Source organism: Saccharothrix sp. AJ9571, from assembly GCF_021725495.1.
Lineage (GTDB): Bacteria > Actinomycetota > Actinomycetes > Mycobacteriales > Pseudonocardiaceae > Amycolatopsis > Amycolatopsis magusensis.
The window spans coordinates 9,848,974-9,864,952 of the sequence record NZ_CP091382.1; the positions used below are offsets into that span (position 1 = coordinate 9,848,974).

General features: G+C 70.7%; 18 protein-coding genes. 12 read left to right on the top strand and 6 right to left on the bottom strand.

The window, feature by feature from the left end; genetic code table 11:
- The first annotated feature begins 62 nt into the window (after positions 1 to 62).
- A complete protein-coding gene (locus tag L3Q67_RS44890; protein WP_499187465.1) occupies positions 63 to 701 on the top strand; it encodes a class I SAM-dependent methyltransferase in 639 nt (212 codons plus the stop codon).
- Here the strand turns inward: L3Q67_RS44890 and L3Q67_RS44895 are convergent.
- Together L3Q67_RS44895 and L3Q67_RS44900 are read right to left on the bottom strand one after the other, a co-directional pair.
- Positions 694 to 1,668, bottom strand: a complete 975-nt coding sequence (locus L3Q67_RS44895) for an iron-containing redox enzyme family protein (protein WP_499187466.1) — start codon at positions 1,666 to 1,668, stop codon at positions 694 to 696. The genes L3Q67_RS44890 and L3Q67_RS44895 overlap by 8 nt on opposite strands.
- Before the next feature lie 2 nt (positions 1,669 to 1,670).
- The gene (locus L3Q67_RS44900; RefSeq protein ID WP_499187467.1) at positions 1,671 to 2,735 is read right to left on the bottom strand and encodes a carboxylate-amine ligase; all 1,065 of its coding nucleotides are present in this window, start codon (positions 2,733 to 2,735) and stop codon (positions 1,671 to 1,673) included.
- A 98-nt stretch (positions 2,736 to 2,833) separates the two neighbouring features.
- Between L3Q67_RS44900 and L3Q67_RS44905 the strand changes: the two genes are divergently transcribed.
- The 3 genes from L3Q67_RS44905 to L3Q67_RS44915 all read left to right on the top strand — a co-directional run bounded on the left by L3Q67_RS44905 (position 2,834) and on the right by L3Q67_RS44915 (position 5,662).
- Positions 2,834 to 4,504 carry a RecQ family ATP-dependent DNA helicase gene (locus tag L3Q67_RS44905; protein ID WP_499187468.1) on the top strand — a complete coding sequence of 557 codons (1,671 nt, stop codon included), beginning with the start codon at positions 2,834 to 2,836 and terminating at the stop codon, positions 4,502 to 4,504.
- A 78-nt stretch (positions 4,505 to 4,582) separates the two neighbouring features.
- Positions 4,583 to 4,903 carry a DUF6355 family natural product biosynthesis protein gene (locus L3Q67_RS44910; RefSeq protein WP_209665035.1) on the top strand — a complete coding sequence of 107 codons (321 nt, stop codon included), beginning with the start codon at positions 4,583 to 4,585 and terminating at the stop codon, positions 4,901 to 4,903.
- 114 nt (positions 4,904 to 5,017) lie between these two features.
- Positions 5,018 to 5,662 carry a Rossmann-fold NAD(P)-binding domain-containing protein gene (locus tag L3Q67_RS44915; protein WP_499187469.1) on the top strand — a complete coding sequence of 215 codons (645 nt, stop codon included), beginning with the start codon at positions 5,018 to 5,020 and terminating at the stop codon, positions 5,660 to 5,662.
- Positions 5,663 to 5,667: 5 nt separating this feature from the next.
- Here L3Q67_RS44915 and L3Q67_RS44920 read toward each other — a convergent pair whose 3' ends face one another.
- Positions 5,668 to 6,030: a VOC family protein gene (locus tag L3Q67_RS44920; RefSeq protein WP_499187470.1), complete on the bottom strand. Its 363-nt coding sequence runs from the start codon at positions 6,028 to 6,030 to the stop codon at positions 5,668 to 5,670.
- A 78-nt stretch (positions 6,031 to 6,108) separates the two neighbouring features.
- Between L3Q67_RS44920 and L3Q67_RS44925 the strand changes: the two genes are divergently transcribed.
- Entirely contained in the window at positions 6,109 to 6,546 is a 438-nt protein-coding gene (locus tag L3Q67_RS44925) for a MarR family winged helix-turn-helix transcriptional regulator (protein ID WP_499187471.1), read from the top strand.
- 80 nt (positions 6,547 to 6,626) lie between these two features.
- Complete coding sequence (locus tag L3Q67_RS44930; RefSeq protein ID WP_499187472.1) at positions 6,627 to 7,175, top strand: hypothetical protein; 549 nt, start codon at positions 6,627 to 6,629, stop codon at positions 7,173 to 7,175.
- Here L3Q67_RS44930 and L3Q67_RS44935 read toward each other — a convergent pair.
- Complete coding sequence (locus tag L3Q67_RS44935) at positions 7,126 to 7,629, bottom strand: GNAT family N-acetyltransferase (RefSeq protein WP_499187473.1); 504 nt, start codon at positions 7,627 to 7,629, stop codon at positions 7,126 to 7,128. The two genes, L3Q67_RS44930 and L3Q67_RS44935, sit on opposite strands and share 50 nt — an antisense overlap.
- A gap of 21 nt (positions 7,630 to 7,650) precedes the next feature.
- Here L3Q67_RS44935 and L3Q67_RS44940 point away from each other — a divergent pair, with 21 nt between their 5' ends.
- Together L3Q67_RS44940 and L3Q67_RS44945 are read left to right on the top strand one after the other, a co-directional pair.
- Positions 7,651 to 8,217: a helix-turn-helix domain-containing protein gene (locus tag L3Q67_RS44940; protein ID WP_499187474.1), complete on the top strand. Its 567-nt coding sequence runs from the start codon at positions 7,651 to 7,653 to the stop codon at positions 8,215 to 8,217.
- Between the two features lie 55 nt (positions 8,218 to 8,272).
- Positions 8,273 to 9,019, top strand: coding sequence for a polysaccharide deacetylase family protein (locus tag L3Q67_RS44945; RefSeq protein WP_499187475.1), 747 nt, complete (start codon positions 8,273 to 8,275; stop codon positions 9,017 to 9,019).
- On the opposite strand, the gene L3Q67_RS44950 is transcribed toward L3Q67_RS44945, so the two are convergent.
- Positions 8,982 to 10,055 (bottom strand): sensor histidine kinase, encoded by a 1,074-nt coding sequence (locus L3Q67_RS44950; protein ID WP_499187476.1) that lies wholly within the window; start codon positions 10,053 to 10,055, stop codon positions 8,982 to 8,984. The two genes, L3Q67_RS44945 and L3Q67_RS44950, sit on opposite strands and share 38 nt — an antisense overlap.
- Positions 10,056 to 10,093: 38 nt before the next feature.
- Here L3Q67_RS44950 and L3Q67_RS44955 point away from each other — a divergent pair, with 38 nt between their 5' ends.
- The 3 genes from L3Q67_RS44955 to L3Q67_RS44965 are packed head-to-tail and all read left to right on the top strand — an operon-like array spanning position 10,094 to position 11,741.
- Positions 10,094 to 10,720, top strand: a complete 627-nt coding sequence (locus L3Q67_RS44955; RefSeq protein ID WP_499187477.1) for a transcriptional regulator — start codon at positions 10,094 to 10,096, stop codon at positions 10,718 to 10,720.
- Between the two features lie 32 nt (positions 10,721 to 10,752).
- Positions 10,753 to 11,106: a PadR family transcriptional regulator gene (locus L3Q67_RS44960; protein ID WP_499187478.1), complete on the top strand. Its 354-nt coding sequence runs from the start codon at positions 10,753 to 10,755 to the stop codon at positions 11,104 to 11,106.
- Positions 11,103 to 11,741, top strand: coding sequence for a hypothetical protein (locus L3Q67_RS44965; RefSeq protein WP_499187479.1), 639 nt, complete (start codon positions 11,103 to 11,105; stop codon positions 11,739 to 11,741). Before L3Q67_RS44960 ends, L3Q67_RS44965 begins: the two co-directional genes overlap by 4 nt.
- A gap of 997 nt (positions 11,742 to 12,738) precedes the next feature.
- On the opposite strand, the gene L3Q67_RS44970 is transcribed toward L3Q67_RS44965, so the two are convergent.
- A complete protein-coding gene (locus tag L3Q67_RS44970) occupies positions 12,739 to 13,944 on the bottom strand; it encodes an IS110 family RNA-guided transposase (protein ID WP_209663709.1) in 1,206 nt (401 codons plus the stop codon).
- A gap of 292 nt (positions 13,945 to 14,236) precedes the next feature.
- On the opposite strand from L3Q67_RS44970, the gene L3Q67_RS44975 reads away from it, so the two are divergent.
- A complete protein-coding gene (locus L3Q67_RS44975; protein WP_499187480.1) occupies positions 14,237 to 15,940 on the top strand; it encodes a DUF885 domain-containing protein in 1,704 nt (567 codons plus the stop codon).
- Positions 15,941 to 15,979: the final 39 nt, after the last annotated feature.

Here is a 15,979-nt window from a genome sequence, read left to right on the forward strand (position 1 = left end):
AGTTTCGTTCGGTTTTCGCGTGGTACTTCCCGGAAGTGCGACGACTTGTGCGACTTCCGGGCGTGTACCGCCCGCAAACGGATACCCGCCTGCTGACCCGGGCGCTGGACGAAGCCGGGTTCCGCCCGGGCATCCGGGTACTGGATCTGTGCACCGGATCGGGGGCCGTCGCCATGGCCGCCGCGCGTGCTGGGGCGGCCGAGGTGGTCGCGGTCGACCGCTGCCGCCGGGCCGTGCTCACCGCGTGGCTCAACGGCAGGCTGAACCGGCTGCCGCTGAAGGCCTTGCGCGGCGATCTGTCGACTTGGGACGCCCTGGGCCGGTTCGACGTGGTGCTGGCGAACCCGCCGTACGTGCCCGCCGACCCGCGACGCCACCACGGTCGCGGGATGGCGTGCGCGTGGGACGCCGGGCCGGACGGCCGCCGCTATGTCGACGCCTTGTGCGAGCGGGCGAACGACCTGCTCGAGGTGGACGGCACGATGCTGATGGTCCACTCCGACGTGTGCGATCCGGCGGTGACGCTGGACCTGTTGCGCGAGCGGGAGTTGAAGGCATCGGTGGCCGCGCGCTGCGTGGAGCCGTTCGGGCCGGTCATGCGCGAACGCCGCGGCTACCTCGAACGGACCGGGCTGATCGAGCCGGGTCAGCAGTTCGAGGAGCTGGTGGTCATCCGCGCCGACCGGCCCGCCCTCAGCTGAGCGGAGCCCGCAGGGAGGAGCGGCCGGCGGCCCACGAGGACAGCAAGTGCTCGCCGAACCGCCCCTCCAGGAACTCCGTGGCCTGGATGCCGAACACCACGTCCGCCGCGAGTTCGGGCTCGTGCTTGAGCAGATCGCCGATGACGTCGTGCCGCAGCACCTGCTCGTGCACGGCGTCGGCTTCGATGTGCTCGGTGTAGAAGTGGCGGCACGGCTCGGGACCGTCCAATCGCGAGACCGCGGCCGCCATCCGCCGCGCGCTGGGCCCGGTGCTGATCTCGGCGGCGGCGAAGTGCCCCACCAGTGCGCCGCGCAGGCTGCGGTGCAACCCGAACAACGACATGGCGTTCACCACGGCCAGCATCTGCGCGGGCGCGTTCTCCAGGTACGCCAGGTAACCGGAGTCGAGTCCGGCGGCGTCGAGCAGGTCCGCGTAGAGCTGCGCGTGCACCCGATCACCGCGCCCGCCACCGAATTCGTCGAACTCCACGGCCACCAGCGCCGCCTTCGCCTGCCCGCGCAGCCGCGGGATGACCCACGCGTGCGGGTCGGCTTCCTTGAGGTGGTAGATCGAGCGGTGCACGAAGTACTCGTTCAGCTGCCACAACTCCCCCGAGTCCTGCAGCAGGTGCGACACCCCGGTGCCGTCGACCGGTTCGACGAGCAGCTCGTTGATCTCCCCGTCCACATCGGACCCACCGGCCACGGCCGAACGCAGGCCGCCGAGGAAGATCCGCTCCAGCTCGCCCCGCAACCGGAGCAGGCCAGGATCCCACTCCCACTCGGGGTCGACCTCGTCCCAGCCCTGGTAGTGCAGTTCGTAGCAGGTGTGCAGGGCCAGTTGCACGTCCTCGGAGAACGGGTCGTCCGCGCTCACGCCGCCGAGGTCCTCGTCCCGCCGGTCGTGCTTGAGCGCGTTGATCACCTTGGCGGACAAGGGACCTCGTGCGGTGGGCAGAACAGCCACCCTTACCTCCTCGATACTTCATGGATTCGCATCAGCCGCGCGACCCCGGCCGGACCGGCCTCGCGCTGCCGCCGCGCGCCGGTGCCGTGGTGGTGTACCCATTCGACGAGCTGTTTCACCAGCGCCAGATCACCGTGTTCCTCCAGCGCGGGCCGCACGTGCACCAGCAGTTCGGCGACCAGGAGCGCGGCGGGTTTCGGACTCCCCGACCGGAGGTCCACGCCAGGGCCGTCCAGGCCGTACCGGGCCGCCGCCCACACCGCCGCGGCCGCGACCTGGGGCGAAAACGCGGGTGCCTCGCGTCCCGCGACCACATCGGACAACGCGGTGCTCAGCAGCGCACGAGCCAGCAAGGCCTGCAACAGCGCCTCACCGACGGTGCCCGCGGTGTCCGCCACCCGGAATTCGATGGTCGGGAACTTTCCCGACAACCGCGCCAGCCAGAAACTCATCTGGCTGTCGATCAGCACCCCGCAGTCCACCAACCTCGAGACCTCACCCTCATAGGCCTCGAGGTCGGCGAAGTGCGGTGCCACACCCGAACCGGGGAAGCGGGACTGCTGCACCATGCGCCAGCTGCCGTACCCGGTGTCGCGGCCCGACTGGAACGGGGAGTTCACCGAAAGCGCCAGCAGGCTCGGCAACCACGGCCCCAGGTGGTTCAGCACCGCCACCGCCTGCTCGCGGTCCGGCACTCCGATGTGGACGTGACAACCGCACGCTTCGTAGTCGTCGACCACCCCGCGGTAGCGCTCGTCGATCGCCCCGGCGCGCCCGCTCGAAGCGCTGGGTGGCGGTGACGGCCACACCGGGGTGCCGGTGGCCAGTGGCACCGCGCCCGCGGTGGCCGCGGCCTTCGCCACCAGCTCGCGCCCGGCGATCAGCTGGTCCTCCAGTTCGGCGGCCGTCCGGCAGATTCCGGTCGTCACCTCGATCTGGGTGTCCCGCAGCTCCCGCCGGACCACGTCGTTCGCCGCCGCCCGCAGCACGTCGTCGGCCACGGGCGCGGCGATCCCGCTTTCGGCGTGGGCGAGCAGGAACTCCTCCTCGACCCCCATGGTGGTCATGGTCATCGAGTACCCGGGGTCCGGCGATCGAACCGGCGGGCCCGCGTGCGCTGGACCACTGGCTGTTTGCCGCCGGTTCGCGGTGGTATCTGACCGCGGTGAGCGACGAACACACCGCGGAACTGCGCCGGCTCGCCGAGCGGTGCTTCGGCTGGCCGGAGCTGAGCGCCGAGCAACTCGAAGCCATGGAGGCGGTGGTGGCCGGGCACGACGTGCTGGCCGTGCTGCCCACCGGGGCCGGCAAATCGGCCATCTACCAGGTGCCCACCCTGGTGCTCGACGGCCCGGCGCTGGTGGTTTCCCCGCTGCTCGCCCTGCAGCGCGACCAGATCGAAGGCCTGGCCGACAACGTCGGCGACGAGGTGCCCGACGCCGTCGCGATCAATTCCGCGCAACGCGCCAAGGAGCGGGAAGAGGCCTGGGAGGCGGTGCGGTCGGGTACCGCGGCCTACCTGTTCCTCGCGCCGGAGCAGCTGGCCAAGGACGAGGTGGTGGCGGAACTGGCCGAGCTGGGCGTGGCGCTGGTGGTGATCGACGAGGCCCACTGCGTCTCGGCCTGGGGCCACGACTTCCGGCCGGACTACCTGCGGCTGGGCTCGGTGATCGACCGGCTCGGTCACCCGCGGGTGGTGGCCCTCACCGCCACCGCGGCGCCCCCGGTGCGCGAGGACATCGTGCGGCGGCTGGGCCTGCGCGAGCACCGGGAGGTGATCGCGAGCTTCGACCGGCCGAACCTGCACCTCGCGGTGCGGCGCCACACCGACGACCACGGCAAACGCGAAGCCGTGCTGGCCGAGGTCCGGGCGCTGACCGGGGATCCGGCCACCCGGGGTGGCCTGGTCTACGCGGCCACCCGCCGGGACACCGAGTTCTACGCCGACGAGCTGGCGAAGTCCGGGATCCGCGCCGAGGCCTACCACGCGGGCATGAACGGCGACGATCGGACGCGCGTGCACCAGGCGTACCGCGACGGCGAACTGGACGTCGTGGTGGCGACTTCGGCGTTCGGCATGGGCATCGACAAGCCGGACGTGCGGTTCGTCGTGCACGCCTCCGCGCCGGACTCGCTGGATTCCTACTACCAGCAGATCGGCCGGGCCGGACGGGACGGGGAACCGGCTCGGATCGTCCTGTTCTACCGGCCGGAAGACCTGAGCGTGCAACGGTTCCTGACCGCGGCCAAGGCCCCGGAGGACACCGTCGACGCGGTCGCCGGCGAACTGCGGTCCCACGGCGAACCGGTGTCCACAGAGGACCTGGCCGAAGAGGTGGACGCTCCGGCCGCGCGCCGCACCCGTGCGGTCAACCTCCTCGAACAGGCCGGTGCGGTCACCACCGACGAGCACGGCGAACTCGCCTACGCCGACCCGGATCTGCCGGTGGACCAGGCCCGCGAGCGGGCGCTGGAGGTGGCCGAACGGAACCAGCGGCTGATCCAGTCGCGGGTCCGGGTGCTGAGCGAATACGCCGACACCACGGACTGCCGCAGGCGGCACCTGCTGGCCTACTTCGGGGAGCAGCTGGCGCAACCGTGCGGCTGGTGCGACACGTGCGAGGCCGGGACCGCGTCGGCGGCACCGGCGGACTCCGCCGAGTTCCCGGTCGGCAACCGGGTGAGCCACGCGGAGTGGGGCGGCGGAGCCGTGCTGGCCGTGGACGAGGACCGGCTCACCGTGTTGTTCGACGAGGTCGGGTACAAAACCCTGTCGCGCCAAGCCGTGCTGGACAACGACCTGCTGCGCCCGGCGGGCACTTTCACCGAGGCCTGAATCCGCGAACAGCGGCCCCCGGGCTGTTTTAGGCTCGCCGCCGCTCAGTGTTTCCGGCTACTTGGGGAGAACTTTCACGTGGGAATCAAACGTGCGGTCAGCGCGCTCGCGCTCGGCCTGATGACCCTCGGCGGCGGCCTGGTCGCCGCCCAGCCCGCGGTGGCGGCCCCGGCCGCGCCCGCCGACGTCTCGGCGCAGATGGGCTGCGGCTTCGGCGTGGTCGACGGCTGGGCCAAGTACAACCACTGCGGCAGCGGCTGGATCACCATCCGCGTCCGCTGGTTCATCGCGGGCGTGGCGGAGAAGGACCGCTGCGTCGGCCCCGGCATCACCAACCTGGAGGACGGCACGCCGGCCGACCGCTTCATCACCAACGCCTGGTACATCGGCGGCTGCTGACCCGGTGCCTGCTGTGGGTGGTGTCGCACACCGCCCACAGCGGCTTTGACCTTGACATCGGTGTGAAGGCCTACCATCGCCGAGCACGGGTTGATCTTCGACGGAGGAGTCGTCATGCCGGGAGCCATCGTCATCGGAGCGGGACCGGGGATCGGCCGGTCGGTCGCCCGCCGGTTCGCCAGTGAGGGCCTGCCGGTCGCGCTGCTCGGCCGGACCGCGGCCACGCTCGACGCGGTGGCCGCCGGGATCAGCACCGAAACGCACATCCTGACCGCCGACAGCGGCGACGAAACCTCCCTGCGTGCCGCGCTCGACACCGCGATCGAGCGGCTCGGCACGCCGGACGCGGTGATCTACAACGCCGCCATCATCCAGCCCGACGCACCCGGCGACCTGAGCGTCGACGAGCACCTGGCGGCGTGGAAGGTCAACGTGCTCGGCGCGCTCACCGCCGCCACGCACGTCGTGCCCGCGATGACCGGTGGCTCGTTCCTCATCACCGGCGGCATGCCGGAGCCGAAAGCCGACTACACCAGCCTTTCCCTGGGCAAGGCCGGGGTGCGCACGCTGGTCGAGCTGCTCGACCAGCGGTTCGGGCCCTCGGGTGTGCACGTCGCGTCGGTGACCGTGGCCGGGCCGGTCGCGCCGGGCACCGCCTTCGACCCGGACGACATCGCCGAGCACTACTGGCACCTGCACACCCAGCCGCGGGCGGAGTGGACGCGCGAGATCCTCCACAGTGGACTCACGACCGGCTGAGCCGGTCAGCCGTCGTGCACGGTGATGGCGTAGCCCTCGGGACCGGCGAAGGTGAAGGTCCGGCCGAAGGGACCGGTCTCCGGCGCGCGGAGCACGGTGATCCCGTCGGCGGCCAGCTTGTCGTGCAGCGCCTGGGCGTCGTCCGCCCGGAACCACAGCGCGACGCCGGCACCGGGGCGTTCGAGCGCGTCGAGATCGACTCCCGGCAGCGGCTCGCGGACGGCGAACGGGATCGGCGTGGTGGCGAAGACGACCGCTCCCGGCGGTGAAGCGGGGGTCCGGCGCAGGCCGAGCTCCTCTTCGAAGAAGCGGGCGGCGTCCTCCACCGCACGCACCTGGAGGGCGACGAAATCGAGTCCGGTGAGCATTGCTGGAACCTCCCACGTGTCAGGACTTTGACATGGCCGAAGGTAGCCCGGCGCCCGGAGGTATGTCAAACTCCTGACATGCCAGACGACGTGACCCAGCGCCTCGGTTACCGCCTGAAGGGCGCGGCCGCCGCCCTGCGCGGCGCCATGGACAAGGCCCTGCGCACGCACGGACTGACCGTGCCGCAGTACGCCTGCCTCGAACTGCTCGACCAGCAACCCGGCCTGTCCAACGCCGAACTGGCCAGGGGCACTTTCGTCACGCGCCAGTCGATGAACGTCGTGCTGCGCGGCCTCGAAGCCGAGGGCCTGATCACGCGGCCCGCCACCAGCGACCACGGTCGCGCACTGCCCGCCCGCCTCACCGACGCCGGACAGCACCGCCTCGACCAGGCGCGCTCGGCCGTCTACTCGATCGACCAGCGCCTGACCGAGGCCATCCCCGCGCACCGGCGCGCCCAGTTCCTCGAAGACCTGGACCGGGCGGCAGCCGCGGTGGCGGGATCTCAGCGGTAGTTGTCGTCACCGTCCGTGTCGCCCGGACGGGATCCGCGACATCCTCGATCCATCCGACAGCGACGGAGAGGATGGGGAAGATGCGCAAGGCGATCGTCACCTTCTGGAAGGATTTCGCCTACGGGATCCACGCCGGGAACGCCATCCGGCACGGCCTGCCGGTGCCCGCACGCCCGGGCGACCCGGTGCACGCCGCGTACCTGGACGGCCGGGATGTCCGCTGGCAGGCCGTTTTCGACCGCGAAATCGCCGCCGCCGGGACGGACGGCAAGCGCCGCCTGCTGGCGTTGTTCGAGACCCTGCGCGTGTGCACCGAAGACCCGGCGCTGACCGGCTGCACCTTCGCCGGGGTTCCGCCGACCGGCCCGTTCAGCCAGCAGGTCATCCAGCGACACGAGGACACGCTCAGTGACCGCATGACCGAGCTGGCCGCCGAAGCCGGCGCCCCGGACCCGGCCGCACTGGCCGGGCACCTGCTCCTGGTCTTCCGCACCGCCGCGCTCCTGCACGAGACCGGCGCACGCCCCACCGCCGTGGCGGAGGCTGCCGTCACCGCGGCCGGGCTGATCGACGGTCACCTCACAGTTCCCGCTGGAACAACCGGGTATCGAGCCACCGCTCGAGCTTGAACCCGACGTTCCGGAGGACCCCGGCTTCGGTGAACCCGCACTTCCGGTGCAGCGCCACCGAAGCCCCATCTCCGGCGATCACCGCGATCACCTGGCGCATCCCGGCCTCACGGCACTGCTCGATCAGGGAGTCCAGCAGCAACCGCCCCAACCCTTTCCCGGTCCACTCCGGCGCCAGGTACACCGTGTTCTCCACCGTGTGCCGATAGGCCGGTTTGGTCCGCCACGGTGCCGCGTAAGCGAATCCGGCCACGGCTCCCTCGACCTCCACCACCAGGAACGGCAAGCCGCGTCCGGTCAGCTCCTCGGCTTTCTGCCGCCACTGCACGGCACTCGGCGAAACCGTCTCGAAGGTGGCCGTGGTGTGCTCGGCGTAGTGGCCGAAGATCGCCGCCACCGCGTCCAGGTCGGCGTCCTTCACCGATCGGACGGCCGCCTTCTCTATAGTGAACATTCATGCACTATAGTGCACATCGTGGACCTCGGAGAACTGGGCGCGCGCATCCAGAGCCTGCGCACCGAGCGCGGCTGGACGCTGCAGGACCTCGCCGGCTCCGCCTCGGTGAGCACCGGCATGCTGTCCGCCGTCGAGCGTGGGCAGAAGGCGGCCACCATCGTCGTGCTCGCCCGGATCGCCGACGGCCTCGGCGTGCCCGTGGCCGGCCTGCTGGCCACACCCCGGCGCGTGGTGCTCCGGCGGGCCGCCGAGCAGGACGTCATCGACGAACCCGGTGGCTGGCAGCGCACCATCCTCACTCCGGTGGTTCCCGGCGTGAACTTCGAATGGGTCCGCACCACGCTGCCCGCCGGTCGCGACGCGGGGGTGTTCCCCGCCTACGCTCCCGGCTCGCACGAGTTCGTCGTGGTGGAATCGGGCGCCCTGCGCCTCACCGTCGGCGACGCGGCACACCGGCTCGAACCCGGCGATTCGCTCTACTTCGCCGCCGACGCGCCCCACGGCTACGCCAATCCCGGCGACATCCCCTGCACCTACTACGTCGCGGCGCTGATCATGCGCCCCCGCCGCCCGGCGAGGACGTAGGTACTAGTACCAAGGCCGCTTCCGCGCCGCTGCCCGGAACCACCACCCTGCACGCATGCGCGTCCTCCCCGCTTCGCCGCGTGCCCGCAAACTGGTGGTGCTCGGCCTGATCGTCACCACCGTGCTGGCCGCTTCGGCCTACGGCCTCAACGTCCTCGTCAGCGCCCGCACCTTCCAGTTCTTCGGCGGCCTCACCCACCGCGTGGAGCTGCCGGACAAACTCGTGGCCCTCACCTTCGACGACGGACCCGACCCGGCGGGCACCGGCGAACTGCTCGAAACCCTGGCCACCACGGATGTCCCGGCCACCTTCTACCTCACCGGCCGGGAACTGGAGCGGCAACCGGACCTGGGCGCGCGGATCGCGCAGGCGGGGCACGAGATCGGCAACCACAGCTACTCGCACGAGCGCATGGTGTTCGTGACCCCGAGCACGGTGGCCGACGAAGTGGAACGCACCGACGCGCTGATCCGGCAGACCGGCTACCGAGGCGAGATCACCTTCCGCCCGCCCAATGGCAAGAAGTTCCTGGCACTGCCGCACTACCTCTCCCAGCGGCAGCGCAGGACGATCATGTGGGACGTCGAGCCGGACTCCTACGCCGAGGTCGCCGCCAGCCCGTCCGGGATCGTCGAGCACGCCGCCGAGCACACGCGCTCCGGCTCGATCATCCTGCTGCACGCCATGTACGAGAGCCGGACCACGAGCAGGCAGGCCGTCGCCCCGCTGGTCCAGCGGTTGCGGGGACTCGGCTACCGGTTCGTCACGGTGTCGGAACTGCTGGCACACCCACGGGGATGACCGCCCGGACCACCCAGCGCCGTCCACGCGGGCCGGCTTCCAGCCGTCCGCCGTGCTCCGCCAGTTCGGCGGTCAGGCTCGCCAGCCCGAAACCGCTGCCGTCTCTCGATTTTGTCAGGGAGAGCAGGTCATTGACGATCTCCACCTGCCACTCGCGGTCGCGGATCCGGGTGCTGATCCGGACCCGCGTGCCGGGACCGGCGTGCCGCAGGGCGTTCGTGGCCGCCTCCGCGATCACCCGCCCGGCCAGCGCCCCGGCGACCCCTTCCGGCAGCCGCACGGGTTCGTCCGGCAGCACGAGACCGGCGGCACGCAAGCGTTCCAGCAGTTCGGGCAGCTCGGCGGTCACCGCGCCGACGTGCTCGTCGTCCTCCGCGAGGTCCCGGAGGGTCTGCCGCACCTCGGTGAGCGCTTCGCGGCCCGCGCTGAGGATCGCGTCGACGCGCTCGCGGTCGGGACCGCTGAGTTCGCTGGTGGCGCGCAACGCTTCGGCCTGCACGAGCATCACCGTGGTGGTGTGGGCGAGCGTGTCGTGCAGCCGCCTTGCCGTGCGCTCCCGGCGTTCCGCGGCGGCGCGCTCCACGCCGTGCCGGGCGAGCCGCGCACGATCAGCCACGTGCCGCCGTCGTTCCAGCCCCAGCGTCCACGCCAGGCCGAACACCACCAGTGCCAGCAAGGTGCCCTCCACCAGGCCCTTGACCTCGCCCATCACCACCGCCACCGCCGCGGCGACCCCACCGGCGACGCCCCAGCGCACGGCCTGGCGCGGCGCGGCGGCCACGGTGTAGAGGCCGAGCAGGACGGGCACGTACGCGACGTTGCGGGGTGAGCCGAGGAGCAGCTGGGCCACGGTCGCGGCACCGACGACCGCGAGCACGACGCCGGGTGCCTGCCGCCGCACGGCGAGCGGCAGCAACTGCACGGCGCCCGCCAGCACCGCCTGCCAGCTCCCCGTGCCGAGGCCGCTGGCCCAGAGCAGCGCCCCGACCAGCACCATCATGCCGAGGTCCGAGCGGGCGCGGAACTGACTGAGCACGTCCCGACAGTAGAGTGCGGGGCATCGAGGTGATCTCCGTGGTTCGTGTCGTGGTGGTCGACGACCACGCGCTGGTCCGGGAAGGACTGGCGATGGTGCTGGCCGCGCAGCCGGGCATCGCCGTGACCGCCCAGTGCGCCGGCGGCGCGGAACTGCTGGCGTACCTGGCTTCCGGCGAACCGGTCGACGTGGTCCTGCTCGACCTCTACCTGCCCGGGATGGACGGCCTGGAGACGCTGCGGGCGCTGCGCGAGCGGCTGGCCGAGCCGCCTCCCGTGCTGATGCTGACCACCATCGGGCGACGGCACGAGATCCGGCAGGCGCTGGCCCGGGGTGCCGCCGGGTTCGTGGTGAAGGACGCCACGGGGTCGGAACTGGCCGCCGCCGTTCGTGGTGCTTGTGCAGGGATCACCGTGATCAGCCCGTCCGCCGCGGCGACGCTGTGTGGCGACCCTGATCCCGGATTGACACCCCGTGAGCGGGAAGTGTTGTCACTCCTGGGTTCCGGACTGTCCAATCGGGACATCGCACGCCGCCTCGGACTGGCCGAGCGCACGGTGAAGGTGCACGTCGGCAACGTCCTGGCCAAGCTCGGCGTGACCAGCCGGACCCAGGCGGCACTGCGCGCCGAAGCCCTCCTCGGTGGCTCCCACCAAGGACGTTGACTTATCGGAAGATATCTTCCTATACTCGTCCCATGCCGCGCCGGAAGCCGGGCAGCCTGCTGCCTCTCGAGACCGAAATCCTCGCAGCCGCGTTGTCGGCCGAACGTCCGGGACAGAACACCTTCCACGGGTTCGGTCTCGCGCAGGTCATGCGGGAGCAGAGCGGATCATCGGCGCTGACCAGCCACGGAACTCTGTACAAAGCCCTGGGCAGGCTGGAGGAATTCGGCCTGCTCACCTCCACCTGGGAGGACGCGGCCGAAGCCGAGGGCCGACCACGCCGACGCCTGTACGAACTCACCCCGAAGGGAGCCCAAGTGGCCGCCCAAGCCCAAGCCGACCGGGCCCCCCGGTTCGCGCCGCGCATCGCCCCGGAGTCCGCATGACGCCGGAACGCGCGGCCGAGCTAGTGGGCCGCTGGGTGCGGTTCTACACCAGGGACCTGCCCACCCCGATCGCCGGACGACGCATCGCCGAGATCGACGCAGACCTGCACGACCACCTCGCGCACGAACGAGCCACCGGCGTCGGTGACAGCCGCATCGCGCTCGGCGTCCTGTCCCGCATGCTCCGCGGCCTCCCGGCCGACTTCTCCTGGCGAAGCCACCACCTCGAGATCCCTTTACCGGAGAACGTGATGAAGAAGCAGAAGACCGCCTACAGATCCGCCGTCGTCGTCGCCCTCTTCGGTGCGCTGACCTTGCTGTGGGGCTTGGGCGCGGTCGGCCTCATCGGCGTCGAAGGCGACCGTGCCGACCTGATGTACCTGGGCGTACTGGCCGTCGGCGTCGTCGGCACCCTCGCCGCCCGCTTCCGCCCGGCCGGCATGTCCCGCGCCCTGCTCGCCACCGCGGCCGCCACCGCCGTGGTCGCCGTAATCGCCTTCGCCCTGGGCAAACACCACTCCCCCGCCACCTCCGTCCTCGAACTACTGGGCCTGAACGCCTTCTTCACCACCCTCTTCGCCGCCTCCGCCTACCTCTTCCACCAAGCCCGCCCCCACCCCACCCCCCACCCCTAACCCCACGTTCGCGCACCCCAGTCCCACACTCAGGCACCCGAACCCCACACTCAGGCACCCGAGTTCCACACTCCCGCAGCCGAACCCCACGTTCGCGAAGCCGAATTCCACATTCAGGCAGCCGAACCCCACACTCGGGTGCCCCAGTCCGACCTTCGCGGGCCCCGCCCCCACTCACGAAGCCGAACCCCACGCTCAGCCGAGTTCCACATTCAGACACCCGAACCTTACGTTCGCGCACTCGACCCCACGTTCGCGAAGCCGAGTCCCACGTTCGCGCGCCCGAGTTCGACATTCGCGCGCCCAATCCCCACACACTCGCGGAGCCGAGTCCCGCACTCATACACCTGAACCCCACACTGCCGAAGCCGAGTTCCACACTCGAGCACCCGAATTCCACATTCAGGCACCCGAGCCCCACGTTCACGCAACCGAGTTCGACATTCGCGCGCCCGAATCCCGCACCCCCGCAGCCGAGTTCCACATTCAGCCATCCAAATTCCATACAACTCGGGCAACCAGTGCGAGCTTCACGGGCCGCTCCGCTCACGAAGCCGAACCCCACGCTCCCGCAGCCGAACCCCGCACTCAGGTAGTCGAGTTCCACATTCAGGCAGCCGAGTTCGGCCCTGGCGAGGGGCGGGCTTGGGATGCGGGTGGTCCGTACCGGTTGCGTGAGCCGGGGTAGGTGAGTGCGGAACATGTTCGCCGGCCATCGGCTTCGCCCGCCCGAACTCGGATTCGCCGCCCGGGCGTGGGGTTCGCTCGCTTGGACGTGGAGTTCGCCTGCCCGAACGTGGAACTCGCGTGCCTGAACGTGGAGTTCGCCTGCCTGGACGTGGGGTTCGCCTATCCGAACGTGGAACTCGGATGCCTGAGCGTGGAACTCGCCTTCCCAAGCGTGGGGTTCGGGTGTCTGAGTGTGGGGTTCGGGTGCGGGAGGGGGAGCCGCCGAGATGGAAGGTTACCGGCCGGGGGGGGTGTCCCTATGGGTTTGTCAAGCGGCTGCCGCGGTGTGGGCTGGTTCGGGGTGTCGGTAGTGGGTGCCGGTGCGGAGCATGGCGTAGAGGACGTCGCAGCGGCGTCGGGCGAGGCAGATGAGGGCGGCGTTGTGTTTCTTGCCTTCGGCTCTTTTGCGGTCGTAGTAGGTGCGGCTGGCCGGATCGTGCAGTGCGGCGAAGGCGGCGAGGAAGAACGCGCGTTTGAGTTTGCGGTTGCCGGTGCGGGCGGGGTGTTCGCCTTTGATGCTGGTGCCCGAGGCGCGAGTGACCGGGGCGATGCCGGCGTAGGCGGCCAGGTGTGCGGAGCTGGCGAAGTTGGAGGCGTCGCCGATTTCGAGCAGGATGCGGGCGGCGGTCCTGACCCCGATGCCCGGCATGGAGGTCAGGACCCCGGCAAGAGGGTGCGCATCGAGTATCTCCTCGACCTCGGTGGCGAGCTGTGTGCGTTGCTGGAGCACGGTTTTCAGGCTGTCGGCGAGTCTGGGCAGCACGGTGTCCGCGGCGGTGGTTCCGGGGACGGTGACAGTCTGCTCGCCGAGCGCGGTCATGATCGCCTCGACCAGTTTGTCGCCCATGCGCGGGGCGTGGGCCTTCGCTATCGCGGTGAGTTTGCGGCGCCCGGCCTTGCGGATTCCGGTGGGGCCGCCGCAGCGGGACAGGATTTCCAGGACCGCCGGATGACTGATCTTCGGGCCGATCGCGCGTTCGAGGGCGGGATGGACGCCGGTGAGCAGCCCGCGGATGCGGTTGCCGAGGCGGGTGGCCTCACCGGCCAGGTCGTCGTCGAAGCCGACCAGCACCTCCAGCTCGGCCAGGGTGTCATCACCGACGTCGACCGGGCGCAGCGTGTGGGGCAGCGAGCGGGCCGCATCAGCGATGATGAACGCGTCGCGGGCGTCGGTCTTCGCCCGCCCGGGATAGAGGTCGGCGATCCGGCGCATCGCCAGTCCGGGCAGATAGGCGACCTGGTGCCCGTGGGCTCGTGCGACAGCGACCGGCAGCGCGCCGATCGTCGCGGGCTGATCGACGACCACCAGCAGCGGCCCGTGGCTGGCGAGTTTGTCGAACAGCGCTCGCAGTTTGGGTTCGCTGTTGGGCAAGGGGCCGTCGTGCAGCCTCTTCCCGGCCGGGTCCAGGCCCACCGCGTGGTGGGACTCTTTGCCGACGTCAAGACCGAGGAACACGCCGAAACTGCTGCTCATGCACGCGTCTTTCGTCCGTCGCGGGTGGTCGCCGGTCAGGCATCGATGGCCGGCACCCACGTTACGACGAGACCTACCCGGCGGGGTGGCCGTGTCCCTATCAGCGGTCCCTCGATGCCGCCAGGCCCAGTGACACCACCCCCCGGATCATGGACTCGACTGGGGGCATCAGTCATGCCGAACCTGGCGACCACAGCTCCTTGATCAGGAACTACGAAAAAGGTAACGGGGGGCAACCAGGTCTTTCGCGGCACCTGGCTCAGAGGGGGTCTTCTGGGCCACGATGGAGCCCATGTCCAACCCAGTCCGCGCGATCCGCGAACTCGCCGACGCCTATGCCGACGACCTGGCCGAGCTCAATCCGATCATCGGCACCATGACCGGACTCCGGCCCGGTGAGGACCGGCTGCCTGACTACTCCCCCGACGGGCACCAAGCTCGCGACGAACTCGACCGTCGTACCTTGGCCAAGCTTGGCGAGTTGACCGGGACGGAACCCGGAGATCCTGACGAGCGGCGGTGTGCGCGGCTCCTGCGTGAGCGGCTCGGATCGAACTTGGCGGTCAGCGAGTCCGGTGAGCACCTTCGTGACGTGTCCAACATCCTCGGGCCGGTGCACGTCACGCGGGTGGTGTTCGCGATGATGCCGACGGCCGGCATCGACGACTGGGCGGTGATCGCCCGGCGGATGGCCAATGTGCCGGCGACGTTGGCGAGCTACACCGAGTCGCTGCGGGCGGGGGCCGCGAAGGGGCTCACCGCGGCGCCGCGGCAGGTTCGTACGGTGGCTGGGCAGTTGGGCGACTGGGCCGCGGTCGCCGACGGGAGTGGCTGGTTCGCCGAGTTCGCAACCCAAGCCACACAAGCCACCCAAACCGAACTCCCGCACTCCCTCCGCGCCGACCTGGAGCGGGCCGCCCAAGAAGCCGGAGAAGCCGTGCGCGAGCTGAGCAGGTGGCTGGCCGAGGACTACCTGCCACGCACCGAGGGCACGCCGGACGGTGTCGGCGCCGAGCGGTACCAGGTGACCGCCCGCCAGTGGACCGGCGCGAACCTCGACCTGGCCCAGGCCTACGAATGGGGCTGGACCGAGTTTCACCGCCTGCGCGCGGAGATCACCGAGGAAGCCGCGAAGGTCCTGCCCGGCGCCCCGGTCGCCGCCGCGATGGCCCACCTCAACCAGCACGCCGAGCGCATCGAGGGCGTCCCCGCCATCCTCGCCCGGCTGCAGGCGCTGATGGACGAGGCCATCACCGAACTCGACGGCACGCATTTCGACCTCGCCGAGCCGATCCGCCGGGTGGAGGCACACGAGGCGCCCACGGGCAGCGCCGCCGCGCCGTACTACGTCCGCCCCGACCGGTCCTTCAGCCGCCCCGGCCGTACCTACCTGCCCACGCTCGGCCGGACCAGCTTCCCGCTGTGGAACCTGATCAGCACCTGGTACCACGAGGGCGTGCCCGGGCACCATCTGCAACTGGCGCAGTGGGCACACCTGAGCGACCGGCTCTCGGTCTTCCAGGCGGGCATCGGCGCGGTCAGCGCGTGCACCGAAGGCTGGGCCCTCTACGCCGAGCGGCTGATGGACGAACTCGGCTACCTCCGCGAGCCCGGCGCCCGGCTCGGCTACCTGGAGGGACAACTGCTCCGGGCCATCCGGGTGGTCATCGATATCGGCATGCACCTGCGACTGCCGATCCCCGGCGACTCACCGGTCGGCGCCGGGCAGCGCTGGACGCCGGAGCTCGGCCGCGCGCTGTTCGCCGAATACAGCAGCGAACCGGATGCCTACATCGACAGCGAGATCACCCGCTACCTCGGCCGCCCCGGTCAGGCGATCAGCTACAAACTCGGCGAGCGAGCCTGGCTTGCGGGCCGCGATGCCGCCCGCACCGCCCGCGGGGCCGATTTCGACGCCAAGGCCTGGCACATGGCGGCATTGTCGGCGGGCTCCCTCGGCTTGGACGACCTGACCGACGAACTGGCCGCGCTCTGACCCGCACCGCGATCGTCGCGGCATGGCGGCCGTCAGCCC

Excerpts from the sequence above, each read along its gene's own strand:
- L3Q67_RS44900 (WP_499187467.1), bottom strand. The coding sequence starts at position 2,735 with ATGACCACCATGGGGGTCGAGGAGGAGTTCCTGCTCGCCCACGCCGAA.
- L3Q67_RS44915 (WP_499187469.1), top strand. The coding sequence starts at position 5,018 with ATGCCGGGAGCCATCGTCATCGGAGCGGGACCGGGGATCGGCCGGTCG.
- L3Q67_RS44920 (WP_499187470.1), bottom strand. The coding sequence starts at position 6,030 with ATGCTCACCGGACTCGATTTCGTCGCCCTCCAGGTGCGTGCGGTGGAG.
- L3Q67_RS44925 (WP_499187471.1), top strand. The coding sequence starts at position 6,109 with ATGCCAGACGACGTGACCCAGCGCCTCGGTTACCGCCTGAAGGGCGCG.
- L3Q67_RS44930 (WP_499187472.1), top strand. The coding sequence starts at position 6,627 with ATGCGCAAGGCGATCGTCACCTTCTGGAAGGATTTCGCCTACGGGATC.
- L3Q67_RS44935 (WP_499187473.1), bottom strand. The coding sequence starts at position 7,629 with ATGTTCACTATAGAGAAGGCGGCCGTCCGATCGGTGAAGGACGCCGAC.
- L3Q67_RS44945 (WP_499187475.1), top strand. The coding sequence starts at position 8,273 with ATGCGCGTCCTCCCCGCTTCGCCGCGTGCCCGCAAACTGGTGGTGCTC.
- L3Q67_RS44960 (WP_499187478.1), top strand. The coding sequence starts at position 10,753 with ATGCCGCGCCGGAAGCCGGGCAGCCTGCTGCCTCTCGAGACCGAAATC.
- L3Q67_RS44965 (WP_499187479.1), top strand. The coding sequence starts at position 11,103 with ATGACGCCGGAACGCGCGGCCGAGCTAGTGGGCCGCTGGGTGCGGTTC.
- L3Q67_RS44970 (WP_209663709.1), bottom strand. The coding sequence starts at position 13,944 with ATGAGCAGCAGTTTCGGCGTGTTCCTCGGTCTTGACGTCGGCAAAGAG.
- L3Q67_RS44975 (WP_499187480.1), top strand. The coding sequence starts at position 14,237 with ATGTCCAACCCAGTCCGCGCGATCCGCGAACTCGCCGACGCCTATGCC.